At 61.1% G+C, this 18399-nt stretch carries 17 protein-coding genes; 5 read left to right on the forward strand and 12 right to left on the reverse strand.

The annotated features are described in order from the left end of the window. Positions 1-153 precede the first annotated feature (153 nt). Positions 154-774, forward strand: coding sequence for a DUF5666 domain-containing protein (locus NH234_RS09285; protein ID WP_367256359.1), 621 nt, complete (start codon positions 154-156; stop codon positions 772-774). Between the two features lie 55 nt (positions 775-829). Here NH234_RS09285 and NH234_RS09290 read toward each other — a convergent pair whose 3' ends face one another. The 8 genes from NH234_RS09290 to gcl all read right to left on the reverse strand — a co-directional run bounded on the left by NH234_RS09290 (position 830) and on the right by gcl (position 10170). Continuing rightward, the gene (locus NH234_RS09290; RefSeq protein WP_367256360.1) at positions 830-1828 is read right to left on the reverse strand and encodes a sulfate ABC transporter substrate-binding protein; all 999 of its coding nucleotides are present in this window, start codon (positions 1826-1828) and stop codon (positions 830-832) included. 104 nt (positions 1829-1932) lie between these two features. Further along, positions 1933-2757 (reverse strand): ion transporter, encoded by an 825-nt coding sequence (locus NH234_RS09295; RefSeq protein ID WP_367256361.1) that lies wholly within the window; start codon positions 2755-2757, stop codon positions 1933-1935. Positions 2758-2778: 21 nt separating this feature from the next. Further along, the gene (locus tag NH234_RS09300) at positions 2779-3693 is read right to left on the reverse strand and encodes an urea transporter (protein WP_367256362.1); all 915 of its coding nucleotides are present in this window, start codon (positions 3691-3693) and stop codon (positions 2779-2781) included. 145 nt (positions 3694-3838) lie between these two features. Beyond that, complete coding sequence (gene pyk, locus NH234_RS09305) at positions 3839-5254, reverse strand: pyruvate kinase (protein WP_085710519.1); 1416 nt, start codon at positions 5252-5254, stop codon at positions 3839-3841. Further along, entirely contained in the window at positions 5251-6525 is a 1275-nt protein-coding gene (locus NH234_RS09310; RefSeq protein ID WP_085710520.1) for a glycerate kinase, read from the reverse strand. Before NH234_RS09310 ends, pyk begins: the two co-directional genes overlap by 4 nt. A gap of 88 nt (positions 6526-6613) precedes the next feature. Next, positions 6614-7507 (reverse strand): 2-hydroxy-3-oxopropionate reductase, encoded by an 894-nt coding sequence (locus NH234_RS09315; protein WP_085733714.1) that lies wholly within the window; start codon positions 7505-7507, stop codon positions 6614-6616. A 43-nt stretch (positions 7508-7550) separates the two neighbouring features. Further along, positions 7551-8333, reverse strand: coding sequence for a hydroxypyruvate isomerase (gene hyi, locus NH234_RS09320; RefSeq protein WP_367256364.1), 783 nt, complete (start codon positions 8331-8333; stop codon positions 7551-7553). A 61-nt stretch (positions 8334-8394) separates the two neighbouring features. After that, positions 8395-10170: a glyoxylate carboligase gene (gene gcl / locus NH234_RS09325; RefSeq protein ID WP_367256366.1), complete on the reverse strand. Its 1776-nt coding sequence runs from the start codon at positions 10168-10170 to the stop codon at positions 8395-8397. A 281-nt stretch (positions 10171-10451) separates the two neighbouring features. On the opposite strand from gcl, the gene NH234_RS09330 reads away from it, so the two are divergent. Together NH234_RS09330 and NH234_RS09335 are read left to right on the forward strand one after the other, a co-directional pair. Next, positions 10452-10892: a heme-binding protein gene (locus NH234_RS09330; RefSeq protein ID WP_085710524.1), complete on the forward strand. Its 441-nt coding sequence runs from the start codon at positions 10452-10454 to the stop codon at positions 10890-10892. A 95-nt stretch (positions 10893-10987) separates the two neighbouring features. Next, positions 10988-12058 (forward strand): hypothetical protein, encoded by a 1071-nt coding sequence (locus NH234_RS09335; protein ID WP_367256367.1) that lies wholly within the window; start codon positions 10988-10990, stop codon positions 12056-12058. 82 nt (positions 12059-12140) lie between these two features. On the opposite strand, the gene NH234_RS09340 is transcribed toward NH234_RS09335, so the two are convergent. Then, the gene (locus NH234_RS09340; RefSeq protein WP_085733710.1) at positions 12141-12746 is read right to left on the reverse strand and encodes a TetR/AcrR family transcriptional regulator; all 606 of its coding nucleotides are present in this window, start codon (positions 12744-12746) and stop codon (positions 12141-12143) included. A gap of 134 nt (positions 12747-12880) precedes the next feature. Here NH234_RS09340 and NH234_RS09345 point away from each other — a divergent pair, with 134 nt between their 5' ends. After that, positions 12881-13795: a DUF808 domain-containing protein gene (locus NH234_RS09345; RefSeq protein ID WP_367256368.1), complete on the forward strand. Its 915-nt coding sequence runs from the start codon at positions 12881-12883 to the stop codon at positions 13793-13795. A 64-nt stretch (positions 13796-13859) separates the two neighbouring features. Here the strand turns inward: NH234_RS09345 and NH234_RS09350 are convergent, their stop codons facing one another. Together NH234_RS09350 and NH234_RS09355 are read right to left on the reverse strand one after the other, a co-directional pair. Further along, positions 13860-14648, reverse strand: coding sequence for a VacJ family lipoprotein (locus NH234_RS09350; protein ID WP_085733708.1), 789 nt, complete (start codon positions 14646-14648; stop codon positions 13860-13862). Next, positions 14641-15939 (reverse strand): serine/threonine protein kinase, encoded by a 1299-nt coding sequence (locus NH234_RS09355; protein WP_085710535.1) that lies wholly within the window; start codon positions 15937-15939, stop codon positions 14641-14643. Before NH234_RS09355 ends, NH234_RS09350 begins: the two co-directional genes overlap by 8 nt. A 223-nt stretch (positions 15940-16162) precedes the next feature. On the opposite strand from NH234_RS09355, the gene NH234_RS09360 reads away from it, so the two are divergent. Beyond that, positions 16163-16534: a hypothetical protein gene (locus tag NH234_RS09360; RefSeq protein ID WP_085733707.1), complete on the forward strand. Its 372-nt coding sequence runs from the start codon at positions 16163-16165 to the stop codon at positions 16532-16534. A gap of 51 nt (positions 16535-16585) precedes the next feature. Here NH234_RS09360 and NH234_RS09365 read toward each other — a convergent pair whose 3' ends face one another. Then, positions 16586-18181, reverse strand: coding sequence for a beta (1-6) glucans synthase (locus NH234_RS09365; protein ID WP_085733706.1), 1596 nt, complete (start codon positions 18179-18181; stop codon positions 16586-16588). Between the last annotated feature and the right edge of the window lie 218 nt (positions 18182-18399).

Consider the following 18399-nt stretch of genomic DNA (forward strand, 5'->3'; position numbering starts at 1 on the left):
CGTTGCGGAATAGATTCCAGCCGGTGAGGTGTCGTCCATCGGCGAACCTTGCGTCCGACCGGGGAGGGGTGATGATACATTCACTTACATCTTGTTCGATAGCGTGCTTATGTTGTCATTGGATTTCTACCTGAAAACAACCGGAGGATTGCGATGTTTCGTCAGCTGCTTCGCCACACCACGACTCTTGCATTGATCGGCGTGCTTGGCGCCGGCAGCGTCTACGCCGGTGAGGCCCCGGGGATGCGCATTGGTGTGCGCGGCGAAATCACCGGGGTCAGCCCCGACTCGCTCAAGGTTCACGTCAACAGCGGTGAAAACGTGGTGGTCCGGTTGACCCCGGACACCAAGGTCCGCGCCGTCACCCTGGCCAATATCGAAGACATCAAGCCCGGCAGCTACATCGGCTCGGCAGCCATTCCTCAGGAGGATGGCACGCTCAAAGCGCTGGAGGTGCATGTATTCCCTCCGGAGTTGGCTGGCAGCGGCGATGGCCACCGGCCGTTCGACCTGACCAAGGACAGCAGCATGACCAATGGCAGCGTCGGTGATCTGGTGGTGAGCAACGGCCGGGTGCTGACCGTCAACTACAAGGGCGGCCAGCAGAAGATCCTGGTGCCGGAGGATGTGCCAATCGTCAACCTGACGCCGGGCGATCGCAACCTGCTCAAGGTTGGCGTGAGGATCGTCACTTTCGTGACCCAGAGTGCGGACGGAACGCTGACTGCGCAATCGATCTCGGCCGGCAAGGATGGCGTGAAACCGCCCATGTGAACGCATACAAAAAAGGCGACCTCTTCAGGTCGCCTTTTTCATTTCAGCTCACGTCTTACTTGTTGGTGTAGATCTGGTCGAAGATCCCGCCATCGTTGAAGTGGGTCTTCTGCACGGTGCGCCAATCGCCGAAGGTTTTCTCGACCGACAGGAAGTCGACTTTCGGGAAGCGGTCGGTGTACTTGGCCAGTACCGCCGGGTCACGTGGGCGCAGGTAGTTGGCGGCCGCGATTTCCTGGCCCTCCGGCGACCACAGGTACTTCAGGTATTCTTCGGCCGCCGCGCGGGAGCCTTTCTTCTCGACGACTTTGTCGACCACCGATACAGGCGGCTCGGCTTCGGCGGAGACGCTTGGGTAGATGACTTCGAACTGGTCGCGGCCGAACTCGCGGGCGATCATTTCGGCTTCGTTCTCGAAGGTCACCAGCACGTCGCCGATCTGGTTGGTCATGAACGTGGTCGTCGCGGCGCGGCCACCGGTGTCCAGCACTGGCGCTTGCTTGAACAACTTGCCGACGAAGTCTTTGGCCTTGTTCTCGTCACCGCCGTTTTTCAGCACATAGCCCCAGGCGGACAGATAGGTATAGCGGCCGTTGCCCGAGGTTTTCGGGTTCGGCACGATCACCTGCACGCCGTCCTTGAGCAGGTCCGGCCAGTCTTTCAGGGCTTTCGGGTTGCCCTTGCGCACGATAAACACGGTCGCGGAGGTGAACGGTGCGCTGTTGTTCGGCAGACGGGTGACCCAGTTTTCCGGGACCAGTTTGCCGTTGTCGGCCAGGGCGTTGATGTCGGTCGCCATGTTCATGGTGATGACGTCAGCCGGCAGGCCGTCGATCACCGAGCGCGCCTGTTTGCTGGAGCCGCCGAAAGACATCTGCACGGTGATGTCCTCTTTGTGTTCGGCTTGCCAGTGTTTCTGGAACGCAGTGTTGTAGTCCTTGTAGAAATCGCGCATCACGTCGTAGGAAACGTTAAGCAGGGTCGGTGCGGCTTGAGCCACGCTGCCGAAGGCCAGACCTGCGGCGAGAAGTGAGGCGCCAAAGAGTTTTTTCACTGCGCATTCCTTGTTCTGTGGGGGTGTTTTTACAAAGGTGAGGCCATTTGCCAGCGACTATAGCGGGGCGCGCATAGTCGCTTAAAGATTAAAAAGAACTTTGCTTATTCCATTTTCTTGAACAGCGCATTGCCACAACGGGAGCAGAACGAGGCTTCGTGTTCATGGCTGTTTTTCTTGCACACCGGGCAGTCGTGCTGCAGCTGACCGCCACGCATGGCAGTGGCCAGTTCGGCGGTGAAAATCCCGGTGGGCACGGCGATGATCGAATAACCGGTGATCATCACCAGCGACGAAATCACCTGGCCCAGAACGGTCCTTGGCACGATGTCGCCATAACCCACGGTGGTCAGGGTCACGATAGCCCAATAGATGCCTTTGGGAATGCTGGTGAAGCCGTGCTCCGGGCCTTCGACTACGTACATCAAGGTGCCGAACACCGTGACCAGGGTGCAGACGCTGAGGAGAAACACGAGGATTTTCTGCTTGCTGCCGCGCAAGGCATCGAGCAGGTAATGCGCCTGTTTCAAGTACGGCCCGAGCTTGAGTACCCGGAAGATCCGCAGCATCCGGATCACCCGGATGATCAGCAGGTATTGGGCATCGCTGTAATACAACGCGAGGATGCCCGGCACGATCGCCAGCAGGTCAACCAGCCCATAGAAACTGAAGGCGTAGCGCAACGGCTTGGGCGAGCAATACAGGCGCAGCAGGTACTCGCCGAGGAAGATGACCGTGAAGCCCCATTCGATGTACGCCAGCACATTGGCGTAGTTCTGGTGAACTTCATCGATGCTGTCGAGGATCACGGTCACCAGACTGGCGAAGATGATCAGCAGCAAAGTCTTGTCGAAACGGCGGCCAGCCACCGTATCGGTCTGGAAAATGATCACGTACAGGCGATCACGCCACGTGTTGTTACCGTTCATGCACATCGCCTTGGCCGTCAATCAGCGCAGCCTAGGTTGATTCTCCCCGTTAGTGCAAGGCGCGGCGTTGATCTCCGCTTGGCGCATCAGGCGAATGCCGGTGCGCAGCAGCCAGCAGGCGAGAATGAACGGTGCCGTGAGGGTCGCAAGACCGATGGCACTGAACAGAGGCGTCAGCAGCAGCGCCAGACCAATGCCGAACAGCGGCAGCCACGGTTGCTGGCGCTGGGCGCTGAAGGCGAGGGCGGCGAGCACGGTGTTGTAGCCACCCAGCCCCAGCAGCGCTATCTGGCTTTCGTGGTGCAACAGGCTGGAACCGAGGCCAATCGCCGATGCCAATAGCGCCCAGGCAAACGCCCGGCGATCAGCGATCAGCAACCCGGCGGCGATCAATCCACCGGCCAACGGATGGTCGAGGAACATCACCTGACCGAATCCTTTCAGGGCGGCAGCGAGCAGGTTCAGGGTGTTCAGCTCAAGCGCCGGCACCGGTGTCGAAGGCTCGGCGAAACACAGGAACACCCAGCTCAACAATACGAACGGCGCAGTGTAGGCGGGCAGGTACTCGGTGAGGCGTGCGCGTTTGAGCCACTGCTGCGTGATCATCGCGCTCAGGCCACCGGCCGCCAGAATCAGCGGTGGCAGCATCGGCGACCAGGGGAAATACAGGCTCAACAACAGGCCGACCAGCACGCCGTTGTAGCTGAACAGTCCGGCCTGGCGGTCAGCCTTGGCGTAGTTGCGCCGTTGCGCAGTGAGCAAACCGGCGACCGCGCCGAGCAGCGCGCCGGCGAACAGCACCGGCGCGGTGAATAAAATGGCCAAAAGGCACAGCAGGCCACACAGCGGATGACGCTGGAGGAAGATTTGACTGAAACCGTTGAGCAAAGCCTCGGCCCAGTCGGGGCAGTGGGTGTTGAAATGGTTGGCAGGCATGTCTGGAGAATCTGGGCAGTTGGAAAATCAAAAGGTCTTGCTTGAAGCTGTGGCGAGGGAGCTCATGCCCGGCGAATGCGGTGTCTCTTGTGGAAACCGTCATGCCGGGCGACGGGAGCACGCTCCCTCGCCATACAGGTGTTGCTTAAATCAATGTTTCGATCCGCAGCGAATTAGTCGATCCCGGCTGGCCAAACGGCACACCCGCGGTGATCAGCAACGTATCGCCACGCTCGGCCATTCCTTGAGCCTGAGCGATTTCCAGCGCGGTCGAGCACACTTCATCTACCTGACGCAGGCGATCATTGACCACCGAATGAATGCCCCACGCCACGCTCAGCCGGCGGGCGGTCTGCAGGTTCGGCGTCAGGTTGAGGATCGGCGCTTTCGGCCGCTCCCGCGCCGCACGCAAACTCGATGCGCCGGACTCGCTGTAGTTGACCAGCACCGCCACCGGCAGCACGTTGCTGATGCGGCGAATCGCACAGCTGATCGCATCGGACACGGTCGCTTCGGCTTTCGGCCGGCTGACGTCGAGTTGGGTCTGGTAATCCGGACCGTTCTCCACCTGGCGGATGATCTTGCTCATCATCTGCACGGCTTCCAGCGGGTATTCGCCGGACGCGGTTTCTGCCGACAGCATCACCGCATCGGCGCCTTCGGCCACGGCGTTGGCGACGTCGGTGACTTCAGCGCGGGTCGGCGCCGGGGAGAAACGCATCGACTCGAGCATCTGCGTCGCCACCACCACCGGTTTGCCGAGCTGACGGCAGGTGGTGATGATGTTTTTCTGGATCTGCGGCACGCTTTCGGCCGGCACTTCCACGCCGAGGTCACCACGAGCCACCATGATCGCGTCGCTCAGTTCGGCGATCTCGCGCAGTTGCTCGACGGCCGACGGCTTCTCGATTTTCGCCATCAGGAACGCCTTGTCGCCGATCAGCTCGCGGGCCTCGATGATGTCTTGCGGACGCTGCACGAACGACAGCGCCACCCAGTCCACACCCAGCTCCAGGCCGAAGCTCAGGTCGCGGCGATCCTTGGTGGTCAGCGGGCTCAGATCGAGTACCGCTTGCGGCACGTTCACGCCTTTGCGATCTGACAGTTCACCGCCGTTGAGCACGGTGGTGTCGATCGCATCGCTGTACTTGGTGACGACCCGCAGCCGCAGTTTGCCGTCATCGAGCAGCAGGTCCATCCCGGCTTCCAGCGCCGCGATGATCTCCGGATGCGGCAGGTTCACCCGGCGTTCGTCGCCCGGCGTCGCGTCCAGATCGAGGCGGAAGGCCTGACCGCGATGCAGCTGAACCTTGCCGTCAGCGAACTTGCCGACCCGCAGTTTCGGCCCTTGCAGGTCCATCAGGATCCCGAGCGGGTAGTTGAGCTGGCGCTCGACTTCGCGTATCCACTGATAGCGCTTGGCGTGGTCGGCGTGATCGCCGTGGCTGAAGTTGAGGCGGAAGATGTTGACCCCGGCCTCGACCAACTCGCGGATGTCTTCGATGCCGTCGACGGCAGGCCCGAGGGTGGCGAGGATTTTGACCTTTTTGTCAGGCGTCATGATTTGGAACTCTCGAGGATCAGAATGGCGCGGAAGTCGTTGACGTTGGTGCGGGTCGGCTCGGTGACGATCAGCGCATCGAGCGCCGCGAAGTAGCCGTAGCCGTTGTTGTTATCCAGCTCGTCGCTGGCGCTCAGCCCAAGGGCGGCGGCGCGGGCGTAGCTGTCCGGGGTCATGATCGCGCCGGCGTTGTCTTCCGAGCCGTCGATGCCGTCGGTGTCACCGGCCAGCGCATAGACGCCGGGCTGGCCCTTGAGGCTGTCGGTGAGGCTGAGGAGGAATTCGGCGTTGCGTCCGCCACGGCCATTGCCGCGCACGGTCACGGTGGTTTCGCCGCCGGAGAGAATCACGCACGGTGCCGCCAGTGGCTGGCCGTGATGAATGATCTGGCGCGCGATACCGGCGTGGACTTTCGCCACTTCCCGGGATTCGCCTTCCAGGTCGCCGAGGATCAGCGTGCTGAAACCGGCCTGACGGCATTTCACTGCCGCCGCATCCAGCGATTGCTGAGGGCGGGCGATCAGCTGGAAGTGACTGCGGGCCAGGCTCGGATCGCCGGGTTTGACGGTTTCCGATTCCGGGCTTTGCAGCCAGGTACGCACGGAAGCCGGGATCTCGATACCGTAGCGCTTGATGATCGCCAGTGCTTCGGCGCTGGTGCTCGGGTCGGCCACGGTCGGGCCGGAGGCGATGACCGTGGCGAGGTCGCCCGGTACATCGGAAATCGCGTAGGTATAAACAGTCGCCGGCCAGCAAGCCTTGCCCAGGCGTCCGCCCTTGATCGCCGAGAGGTGCTTGCGCACGCAGTTCATCTCGCCGATGGTCGCGCCGGATTTGAGCAGGGCTTTGTTGATCGACTGTTTGTCGGCCAGGGTGATGCCTTCGGCCGGCAGCGCCAGCAGGGCAGAGCCACCGCCGGACAGCAGGAAGATCACGCGGTCGTCTTCGGTCAGGTTGCTGACCAGATCCAGCACGCGTTTGGCCACGGCCAGACCGGCAGCGTCCGGCACCGGGTGCGCGGCTTCGACCACTTCGATTTTTTCGCACGGGGCGCCGTGACCGTAACGGGTCACCACAAGGCCCGAGACTTCGCCTTCCCAGCAGCGCTCGACCACTTGCGCCATGGCAGCGGCAGCCTTGCCGGCGCCGATGACGATCACGCGACCTGTGCGGTCGGCTGGCAGATGGGCTTCGAGGACCTGGTTCGGATGGGCCGCGTCGATGGCTGTGGCAAACAGCTCGCGCAGCAGTTGTTGCGGATCGACCGACATGGCGGGCTCCCGGAATTCTTGTTATTGGAAGGGCAACTCGGTCCAGTGTGGAAGCAGGGCTGCTTCCACACCGGGGGCGGGGCAGGGCTTACTTCTTGTCGCGAATCGAGAAGTTGGCCATGTGTTCCAGGCCCTTGATCAGCGCCGAGTGGTCCCAGTTGCTGCCACCGATGGCCGCGCAGGTGCTGAACACCTGCTGGGCGTTGGCGGTGTTCGGCAGGTTGATGTTCAGCTCCTTGGCGCCTTGCAGGGCCAGGTTCAGGTCCTTCTGGTGCAGGCTGATGCGGAAGCCCGGATCGAAGGTGCCCTTGATCATGCGCTCGCCGTGCACTTCGAGGATCTTCGAGGAGGCGAAACCGCCCATCAGTGCTTCACGCACCTTGGCCGGATCGGCACCGTTTTTCGAAGCGAACAGCAGGGCTTCGGCGACGGCCTGAATGTTCAGGGCAACGATGATCTGGTTCGCCACCTTGGCGGTCTGACCGTCGCCATTGCCGCCGACCAGGGTGATGTTCTTGCCCATGGCCTGGAACAGCGGCAGTGCGCGTTCGAAGGCATCGGCGTCGCCGCCGACCATGATGCTCAGGGTCGCAGCCTTGGCACCGACTTCACCACCGGACACTGGAGCGTCGAGGTATTGCGCGCCTTTTTCGTTGATCTTCGCGGCGAAAGCCTTGGTGGCGGTTGGCGAGATCGAGCTCATGTCGATCACGACCTTGCCTTTGCCAATGCCGGCAGCGACGCCGTCGGTGCGGAACAGCACGTCGTCGACCTGCGGGGTATCCGGCACCATGACGATGATGAATTCAGCTTCCTGGGCCACTTCTTTCGGGTTGGCCAGGGCGACGGCGCCAGCGGCGACCAGATCGGCAGGAGCGGCGTCGTGGTGTGCCGACAGGAACAGGCTGTGACCGGCTTTCTGCAGGTTCGAAGCCATTGGGTGGCCCATGATGCCGGTGCCGATAAATCCGATTTTAGCCATGAGAAATTCCTCTTGTTTTTGTCTTGCTCAAGCAAATAGGGGGTCAGATCGCGTTGTGGGTCTTCAGCCAGCCGAGGCCCGCTTCAGTGGTGGTCAGCGGTTTGTACTCGCAGCCGACCCAGCCCTGATAACCGAAGCGATCCAGGTGTTCGAACAGGAAGCGATAGTTGATCTCGCCAGTGCCCGGCTCGTTGCGGCCCGGGTTGTCGGCCAACTGCACATGGTTGATCTCGCCCAGGTGCGATTGCAGGGTGCGGGCCAGATCGCCTTCCATGATTTGCATGTGATAGATGTCGTATTGCAGGAACAGATTGGCGCTGCCGACCTGCTCGCGAATCGACAGGGCCTGCGCCGTGTTGTTCAGGTAGAAGCCCGGAATGTCGCGGGTGTTGATCGCTTCCATCACCAGTTTGATACCGACGGCTTGCAGCTTGTCGGCGGCGTACTTGAGGTTGGCGACGAAGGTCTTTTCAACGGTGGCATCGTCCACGCCCTGCGGACGGATACCGGCCAGGCAGTTGACCTGGGTGTTGCCCAGCACCTGTGCGTAGGCGATGGCCAGATCGACCCCGGCGCGGAACTCTTCGACCCGGTCCGGCAGGCACGCGATACCGCGCTCGCCCTTGGCCCAGTCACCCGCTGGCAGGTTGAACAGCACTTGGGTCAGACCGTTGGCGTCGAGTTTGGCCTTGATTTCGGCAGAGCTGAAATCGTACGGGAACAGGTACTCGACACCGCTGAAGCCCGCCTTGGCGGCGGCGTCGAAACGGGCAAGGAAATCCTGTTCGGTGAACAGCATGGACAGGTTGGCTGCGAAACGCGGCATGGTGGTCTCCCGTTAGAGTGATCGTTCCCGCGCCCGGCGCGGGAACGAACGGCAAGCAGTTTTAATCGAGCAGCGAAATCGCCGTTGGCGCATCGTTGCCGACCAGCGCCAGGTCTTCGAATTCGTTGACGGCGTTGATCTCGGTACCCATGGAGATGTTGGTCACACGCTCCAGAATGATCTCGACGATCACCGGCACCTTGAACTCTTCGATCAGCTCTTCGGCCTTGCGCAGGGCAGGGGCGATGTCAGCCGGTTCGAACACACGCAGGGCCTTGCAGCCCAGGCCTTCGGCGACTGCGACGTGGTCGACACCGTAACCGTTGAGTTCCGGCGCGTTCAGGTTATCGAAGGACAGCTGCACGCAGTAGTCCATTTCGAACCCGCGCTGTGCCTGACGGATCAGACCCAGGTACGAGTTGTTCACCACAACGTGGATGTACGGCAGATTGAACTGGGCGCCGACCGCCAGTTCTTCGATCATGAACTGGAAGTCATAGTCCCCCGACAGGGCCACGACTTTACGGTTCGGATCGGCCTTCACCACGCCCAGCGCTGCCGGAATGGTCCAGCCCAACGGACCGGCCTGGCCACAGTTGATCCAGTGACGCGGCTTGTAGACGTGCAGGAACTGCGCGCCGGCAATCTGCGACAGACCGATGGTGCTGACGTAGCAGGTGTCCTTGCCGAACACCTGGTTCATTTCTTCGTAAACGCGCTGCGGCTTGACCGGCACGTTGTCGAAGTGGGTCTTGCGTTGCAGGCTGGCCTTGCGCTGCTGGCAATCCTGCAGCCAGGCGCTGCGGTTTTTCAGCTTGCCGGCGGCTTGCCATTCACGGGCGACTTCGATGAACACGGTCAGCGCGGCAGCAGCGTCGGAAACGATGCCCAGGTCCGGGGTGAACACGCGGCCGATCTGGGTGCCTTCGATGTCGACGTGAATGAACTTGCGACCTTCGGTGTACACGTCGACCGAACCGGTATGACGGTTGGCCCAACGGTTACCGATGCCCAGTACCACGTCGGACTTCAACAGCGTGGCGTTGCCGTAGCGGTGCGAAGTCTGCAGACCGACCATGCCGACCATCAGCGGGTGATCATCAGGAATGGTGCCCCAGCCCATCAGGGTCGGGATCACTGGAATGCCGGTCAGCTCGGCGAATTCCACCAGCAGATCGCTGGCGTCGGCGTTGATGATGCCACCACCGGCCACCAGCAATGGACGTTCAGCCTGATCGAGCAGCGCCAGAGCCTTTTCAACCTGCAAGCGAGTTGCGCTCGGCTTGGCCAGCGGCAGTGGCTGGTAGGCGTCGATGTCGAATTCGATTTCGGCCATCTGCACGTCGAACGGCAGGTCGATCAGCACCGGGCCAGGACGGCCGGAGCGCATTTCATAGAAAGCTTTCTGGAACGCGTAAGGCACCTGGCCCGGCTCCAGAACGGTGGTCGCCCACTTGGTCACTGGCTTGACGATGCTGGTGATGTCGACGGCCTGGAAGTCTTCCTTGTGCATACGGGCGCGAGGGGCTTGCCCTGTGATGCAGAGGATCGGGATCGAGTCCGCGGAGGCGCTGTACAGACCGGTGACCATGTCGGTACCGGCCGGGCCGGAAGTACCGATGCACACGCCGATGTTGCCGGCCTTGGTGCGGGTGTAGCCCTCGGCCATGTGCGAGGCGCCTTCAACGTGGCGAGCGAGGACGTGATCGATGCCACCGACTTTCTTCAGGGCGGAATACAGCGGGTTGATCGCAGCACCCGGAATGCCAAAAGCGGTATCGACCCCTTCACGGCGCATCACCAGAACGGCGGCTTCGATTGCTCTCATTTTGCTCATGGTTTTGTGCCTCTTTACGTTTTGTAATTGTATACAAGTGGCTTTGCGCAGAGTGTATTCACGGCGGACGGCGCAGGTCAATCCATTTTCTCAAGCGGCTGTTTCATTCGTCGGAAGCCGTTTCTGCTGTGGCTTTTCGTCGCATGAGGCGCTTTTCGAGAATTATTGTATACAAAAAAATAATTCATTGTGTTCTATTTGTTGCATCGGGCTGCGACGCAAGCGCGCAGCAAAAAAACGCAGCCCAACGGCTTTCCCAATAACAAAATGAGGACGGCACCATGAGCGCTTTAACCTTGAAAGTCGCAGTTAACCTGGTCAACGAAGCCATCAGCGCAGGGCGGGCGATCTCCGCTGCGCCGCTGACCATTGCAGTACTGGATACCGGCGGCCATCTGGTCACCTTGCAACGAGAAGACGGCGCCAGCCTGTTGCGCCCGAACATCGCCATCGGCAAAGCCTGGGGCGCCATCGCCCTGGGCAAGGGCTCACGACTGCTGGCGCTGGACGCGCAACAACGCCCGGCGTTCATCGCCGCGCTCAACAGCATGGGGCAGGGCAGCGTCGTGCCAGCACCGGGTGGTGTGCTGATTCGTGATCAGGCGGGGAACGTGCTGGGAGCGATCGGCATCAGCGGCGATCTGTCGGATGTTGATGAGCAAGTGGCGATCAAGGCTGTGGAAGCTTTGGATCTGCGGGCGGATGCGGGGGTGGCGGCCTGACGGGAACTGAATCACCCCGGTTGGTATTGAGGTGATGACGAATCGGGGGGGCGTCGATAGACTGCCGCCCCGTTTTTGTATCAAGGAAGATCAGCGTGAAGACGCTACTTGGCTTTTCTCTGGCCACGGCCATGACCCTCATTACTCCCTTTCTGCACGCTGCCGAACCGCTGGACGCCGAAGACATTGCATTCCAGGCGCTGAGCCCGGTGGTTACCGCGTTGATCAATGCCGACGATGTTTCTGAATTGATGGCGCGGGCCGAGAAGCTCGAAGACACCGATACCTTGCAGGCCATTGCGGTTTATCTGGCAGCCACTCGCGAAGATCCCAAGCAAATGCTCGCGCCTTATCAGGTCGCCGCGCTGTTTGCCCGCCGTGGCGATGACAAACTGGCCTTGCGCTTCCTGCAAGAGGCTGATGATCGTGGCATGTGGTTCGGCCCTTTGCTGGCCGGCGACGAGGACTTTTCCGATCTGCGCGAGACCGCCACCTACAAAACCGTATTGGCCAATGCGCAGCAGCGCTACAAGACAATCGCTCCCGGCAAGGTCGGCGCCATTTCAGTGCTCAATCCGTCGGCGGAAATTCCCGCGCCCAAGGCGTGCCGTCCGGTGGTGGTCTGGCTGCACGGCTACGGTATCAACGGCGAGCTCGACGAGAGCTACCAGCCACTCGCTGATACCGGGGCCATTATCCTTGGCATCAACGGTACAGAGATGATCAATGCGGTCGACAGCTTCCGCTGGATCGGCCCGGGCTTCGAGGGTACCCATAAAGCGGTGCAGAACGGCTTGAACCAATTGGCGGCGCAGCAATGCATCGATCGCAAGCACGTCTACCTGATGGGCTTCTCTCAAGGTTCACAACACGCGGGCGCCTTGCTGGCGCAACATCCGGATGACTACGCCGGTGCTCTGTTGCTCTCACCTGGCGGCCGGCAGCCGACTCCGACAGTGAGCAAGGCGCACGGCAAAAGAGTGTTTGTGATCAACGGCAAGATGGAAGGCGCGGGCAATCAGCAGATGGCCACTGACTTGCGCAAGCTGTTCAGTGACGGCAACGAAGTCAAATCCCGTACCCATGAAGGCGGGCATTCCTTCCCGGACGACTGGAGCACCTCCTTGCCGCAAGCGCTGCGCTGGTTGATGGGTAGCGACGCCTGAAACAAAAAAATCGCAGGTCTGGCCACGTCTTCAGGATGCTTTGGCCAGGCCTGCGATTTTTTTTTGCGTGAGTTTCGCGCTGTCAGTCCGGCTCGCAGCCCTTGAGCACCAACCGGATGATGGTTTGCGCCGCCGCTTCATAGTCGGCTTCGTCGAGCTTTTCCTTACCGGTCACGGCGGAGATCTGCCAGTCGAAGTCGGCGTAGGTCTGGGTCGCGGCCCAGATGCTGAACATCAGGTGGTTGGGGTCGATCGGGGCGATCTGGCCGCGGTCGATCCAGCTCTGGATGCAGTCGATGTTGTGCTTGGCCTGGCTGTTCAGTTGCTCGACCAGGTCGGCGCTCAGGTGCGGGGCGCCATGCATGATTTCGCTGGCGAACACCTTCGAGGCAAACGGCAGGTCGCGGGAGATGCGAATCTTCGAGCGGATGTAGCCGCTCAGCACTTCGCTCGGTACGCCGTCTGGGTTGAACGGGGTCGAGGCGTGCAGGATCGGTACGATGATGCTTTCCAGAACCTCGCGGTAGAGGTTTTCCTTGGACTTGAAGTAGTAGTAGACGTTGGGCTTGGGCAATCCCGCCTTGGCGGCGATGTCGCTGGTTTTGGTCGCAGCGAAGCCTTTGTCGGCAAACTCTTCACTGGCGGCACGCAGGATCAGTTCTTTGTTACGCTCGCGGATTGTGCTCATAAACCCGGTGGTTCCTTGCCTGTTCTGGCGGTTGCGCATGGTAGCACCGGCCTCGCGCACCGCTCAACAATGCCCCGTGTGGCCTGCAGTCGCGGTATGCTGCGCGGCATTATTCACATAAGGAAACAAGATTCATGGCAGGAAGCAGTTTGCTGGTGCTGATCGACGATATCGCCACCGTTCTGGATGATGTGGCGTTGATGAGCAAAATGGCCGCCAAGAAGACCGCCGGGGTACTCGGCGATGACCTGGCGCTCAATGCCCAGCAAGTTTCAGGTGTACGCGCCGAACGGGAAATTCCTGTGGTATGGGCGGTGGCCAAGGGCTCGTTCGTCAACAAGTTGATCCTGGTGCCGTCGGCGCTGGCGATCAGTGCCTTCGTGCCGTGGCTGGTGACGCCGCTGTTGATGGTCGGTGGCGCCTACCTGTGCTTCGAGGGTTTCGAGAAACTCGCCCATCCGCTGTTGCACGGCAAAGATGAAGATCAGGCCGAGCATACGCAGTTGACCGAAGCGGTGGCCGATCCTGCGACCGATCTGGTGGCCTACGAGAAGGACAAGATCAAAGGCGCGATCCGCACCGACTTCATCCTCTCGGCAGAAATCATCGCCATCACCCTCGGCACCGTGGCCGAGGCTTCGCTGACCCAGCAAGTGATCGTGATGTCGGGCATTGCCATCGTCATGACCGTAGGCGTTTATGGACTGGTGGCCGGTATCGTCAAACTCGATGACCTCGGCCTGTGGCTGACGCAGAAGCCCGGCGCTGCGGCGAAACGCATCGGCAACGCGATCCTGCGCGCCGCTCCGTACATGATGAAAGGCCTGTCGGTAATCGGCACGGCGGCGATGTTTCTGGTCGGCGGCGGCATCCTGACTCACGGCGTACCGGTGGTGCATCACTGGATCGAGAGCGTTGCCGCAGCGGCGGGCAGCGCCGGGTTTGCAGTGCCTGTGTTGCTCAATGGGGTGGCAGGGGTTGTGGCGGGGGCGGTGGTGCTGGCGGTTGTGTCGGTCGTCGGCAAAGTCTGGAAAGCGCTGAAGGGCTGATTTACGGCTCAATGAAAAAGGCCATTCGATTCCCATCGAATGGCCTTTTTTGTGGCTGCCGTTTTTATTCGGCGATCTGCAGTTTGCGCGATTCGGTGTATACGTAGCGCACCTTCTCGTACTCGAACGGCGAGTTCATCTGGCCGTAGCGGAAGCGGGTCTGATAACGCTTGTCGACTGCCCGCAGCGCCCAGATTTCCGGGTGGTTTTCGCTGACTTTCGACACGTTCAGGTAGTTGATCGCCGATTCGGCGGTGTAGTCCACGGCCAGGCCGGCGGTGTCGCGGATGTTCGAGGGGCCGAGGATCGGCAGCACGAAGTAGGCGCCGCCCGGCACACCATAGAAGCCCAGGGTCTGGCCGAAGTCTTCGCTCTGGCGTGGCAGGCCCATGGCAGTGGCCGGGTCCCACAGGCCGGCGATGCCGATGGTGGTGTTGAGCAGCAGGCGCGCAGTGGTTTCCATCGAGCGCTTGCCCTTGAACTGCAGCAGGCTGTTGACCAGATTCGGCACGTCGCCGAGGTTGTTGAAGAAGTTGCTCACACCGGAGCGCACGAAGCCGGGCGTGACATAGCGATAGCCATCGACCACCGGCAGGAACACCCATTGGTCGAAGCGGTAGTTGAAGTGGTAGACCCGGCGGTTCCACGACTCCAACGGGTCATACACGTTCAGTGCGTTGAGGGTCGAACGCTCGAATTCGCGCTGGTCCAGCCCCGGGTTGAATTTGAGTTTGGACAGTGGCTCCTTGAAGCCGTCACTGTCGACCACCACCGGTGCGTTGGCTTTGCTGTTGTCGGCCTGGGCCACGCCTGCACAGAGTAACGCTGCAAACAGCAGGAGATATTTAGCCACGGAAGAACTCCAGCATGGCGTCGCTGTTGACGCGGTAGTTAAGGTTGCCGCAATGGCCGCCCAGTGGATAAACCGTCAGGCGATCGCCGAAGGTTTTGCGCAGGAAGCCGAGGTCGCCCGGGCCGAGGATCACGTCGTCGGCGTTGTGCATCACGGCGATTTTCGGGCTGTCGTGCAGGTAGTCCTTGAGGGCGTACAGGCTGACCTGATCGATCAGTTGCAACAGGCTGCCGCCGTCGGTGCGGGCGCGCCACATCGGAATCACCTGTTCGGTCAGGTAGCAGTCGAAGTCGCATTGCAGCGCACGCTTGAGGAACGGCGTGAGGCTGGTGCCTTCGGTGATCGGGAATTTCGGCGGGGTGATCAGGCCGCGACGGTTGATCAGGTCCGAGGTGAAGGCGATGTCCGCCGCCGAGAAACGGAACGAGGTGCCGATCAGCATCGCCATCTGCTCGTTGCTCAGGTGCTGTTTGGACTGCTGGAAGTCATAGAGCAGTGCATCGTTGAGGTCGATGTAGCCTTTCTGCTGGAAGTAGCGGGTCAGCTTGGCCAGCACCAGTTCATAGAACGTGGTGCTGTTGTTGATGCCCTTGACCTCGGTCTGCACCAGCTTGTCGAGGTTGGTGATCGAGGTGTAGAGGTTGACCGGCGGGTTCAGCAGCAGGACTTTCTTGAAGTTGAAACTGCGGCGGGTTTCGTCCAGGTGGGCGACGAACGCTGCGTCCAGCGCACCGAGGCTGTAGCCGCTCAGGTAATAGTCGGTGACCGGCACTTTCGGGTTCTGCGCACGCACGGCCTGCATTACCCGGTACATGTCTTCGGCGTCTTCCTTGGTCACGCCGGGGGTGGCGAAACGCGAGGCGGCACTCATGAAGTCGAAACTGGTCGGGGAGGACAGCTGCACTACGTGGTAGCCGGCTTTGTAGTAGAGCTTTTTCAGGTATTCGTTGAGGCTGCTGTCATAACGCGCGCCGGTGCCGGCGATCAGGAAGATCAGCGGGGCTGCCTTGTCCTGGGTGGCGATGCGATAGGTAAGTTTTTTCACTGCCCAGAAGTTGTCCGGCAGGATGAACTCGCGTTCCGGGCGCAGGGTGACGCTGCGGTCGGTCTGATTGATGTCGTCGTCCGACGGCAACTCCGGACGCAGGTCCGGTGGCGTGGTGGCGATGGTCGCTTCGAACGGGTTGGTCAGGGGGTAGCCATAACTGGCGGCGTCGATATCCACCGCCAGCGCGGACGCACTCAGAATAAGGCCGCCAAACAGGGCGGCGAAGCGCAAGGATCGGAGCATGAGTGAATCCCTTAAAGGAAGGTGCCGAATGAGGTTCGCAGGCTATGACCACTGGGTTTGCGCCAAAGTGCCATGCATCGGCACCAATCAGACGGAATTCGGGGTAATAGTAGCCGGACGATACACTTTGCGCGGATCGAATGACCAGTTAAGAGTTGTTAGTTCTTGCACACGGCTGGCAGGCGATTAAGCTGGCCGCCGATTTCATCGTTTGGAGTGTTCCATGTCCCGCCGCTTGCCCGTGATTTTGCTGCTCGTTCTTTTGCCGTTATGGCTGGCCGCCAGTTATGGCGCGCGTTATGGCTTCATGGAGGACGCGCAGTGGGTGGGCATCTGCGTTGACGAGGCGAGCCGTTGGGAATGCTCGGTGCGCTCGAACCTGGGCCTGATGATTCATTTCCAGATGCTCGGCTGGGCGGCGGTCGCAGCTGCGGTGATCGGTTTTGTCGTGCCGGGACGGGCAGGGTGGTGGCTGGCGGTGCTGGCGCTGGTGTTCGGGTTTCCGGCACTGGCGTTGTACAACACCACGCTGGCGGTGTTTGCGGTGGTGATTGCAGGGCTGCGATTGGTTCGGGAGTCCCGCGTCGTCAACTGACTGGTCGTGCTGCATCGCGGGCTCGCCCGCGATGCTTTCAGAGACTGAAGGTCAGACTTTGAGAACCCGCAGGCAGCGCCACAATGCGGCCACCATCAACCCGCTGACCAGCGCCCAGCCCCAGGCCTGCTGGTTCTGCAAGCCTTCACGGAACAACTGCGGCGCGATGCATGCCCCGATGATGAAGGTCAGCAGGGCAATCTCCCGGTGGGCCACCGGCACCGGGCGGCACAGGTAAACCAGCGCCGGCAGAATGAACGCCGCACTCGCGAAGCTGCGATAGCGCGGATCGAACACCATCTCCAGCACCATTACCGCAGCTGCAAAACCGGCCGCCGCAACCAGCCAGCCGGCGTGTCGTTCGAAGGCATTGAAGGCGCGCGCACGCCAACCGCTGCGGGCGCTCAAGGCGAGTGCGGCATGGGCCAGCACCAGCAGATTCAGCACCGTCAGCAGACCGACCCACACCCATTCGCTGGCGAAGCGCGTGGTCAGCCATGCGAGGTTGGCCCAGGCACCGATCGAGCAAGCGGCGAGGGCGCCGAGCAATGGCAGTGCCAGTGCTGAGTCCGTGGTGCGAACCCGGCCGCCAAGCACCAACGTGCCGACAAAGATCAGACCGCCGAGTGCCAGCCAGCGCGACCAGTCAGGCACGTTCGACACCGGTCCGGCCAGCACGCCTTTGTCCTGGCGATCCGCATCGAACAGCCCCCAGTAACCGCCGACCGCACCTTCGCTGCCGCGCTTCCACGGCTGGTCGAAAGCTTCGATCAGGTTGTAATGCCAGCCCTGCTGTTCGGCGAGGGTGACAAAACCACGAATGAACCTGGCTTCGTTGACCCGGCTCGGCAATGCGGTCTCCCGCTGACGGCCTTCGCTCGGCCAGCCGGTTTCGCCAATCATCACGTCTTTGGGGGCAAACTTGTTGCCGAACACCTGACGCACATCGGCCACGTGTTGCAGGGCGGCGTCGATGTTCGAAGGATCATCTTCCCAGTACGGCAGCAAGTGAATGGTCAGGAAATCCACCGCCGGTGCGACTTCCGGGTGCTTGAGCCAGAACTCCCAGACATCGGCGTAGGTCACGGGTTGCTTGATGTGGTTCTTGACCTTGTTGATCAGCTTCGCCAGTTGCGCGCCGGTGACTTCCTTGCGCAGCAAGGCTTCGTTGCCGACGATCACCGCGCTGACCACATCCGGGTTGGCGTTGGCCGAGGCGATCAGCAGATCGACTTCTTTCTCGGTGTCGACCGGGTTGCTGTTGACCCAGGCGCCGATCATCAGCTTCAAACCATGCTTGCGCGCCAGATCCGGCAGGGCTTCGAGGCCGGTCATGGAATAGGTGCGGATGCATTCGAAGCGGGTGGCGAGCAGGGCGAGGTCGGCGTCCATGCGCTCCGGGCGCAGTTTGAACGGTACGTCGAACGGCGACTGATCCTTGTCGAACGGGGTGTAGGAGGCGCACTGCAACTTGTGGGTCGGAGTGGCGACGTCCGGCAGGATCACCGGTTTGCCGAGGCCGTACCAGAAGCCACAAAGCGCAAACAGGCCGAGCAGGCAGGCGAACAGATAAGGAAGAAAAGGGAAGCGGGAGGATGCGGACATGGTCAGGCCGAGTGGCTGCAAAGCGACGCATGTTACCTGCATTTATAGAGGGGTTGGTGGCCCGCATGCGTTTGACATGCAAAGTTCGGGCGGATTGTCTGGCGCCAATTATCCGGTTGCAGTTAATGGCTTTCTGATGTCGTTTCTCGTTGTATCAAGGTCGCTGACAGAGCAGGTCGCTGTGTGCGTCAGGTTGATGATCGGACTCGTCAGTACTCCGCTGATGTTCGAACGAGTTTGCGGTCAGGCGTGATGGGGGC

It is taken from the genome of Pseudomonas sp. stari2, assembly GCF_040760005.1.
Taxonomy (GTDB): Bacteria; Pseudomonadota; Gammaproteobacteria; order Pseudomonadales; family Pseudomonadaceae; genus Aquipseudomonas.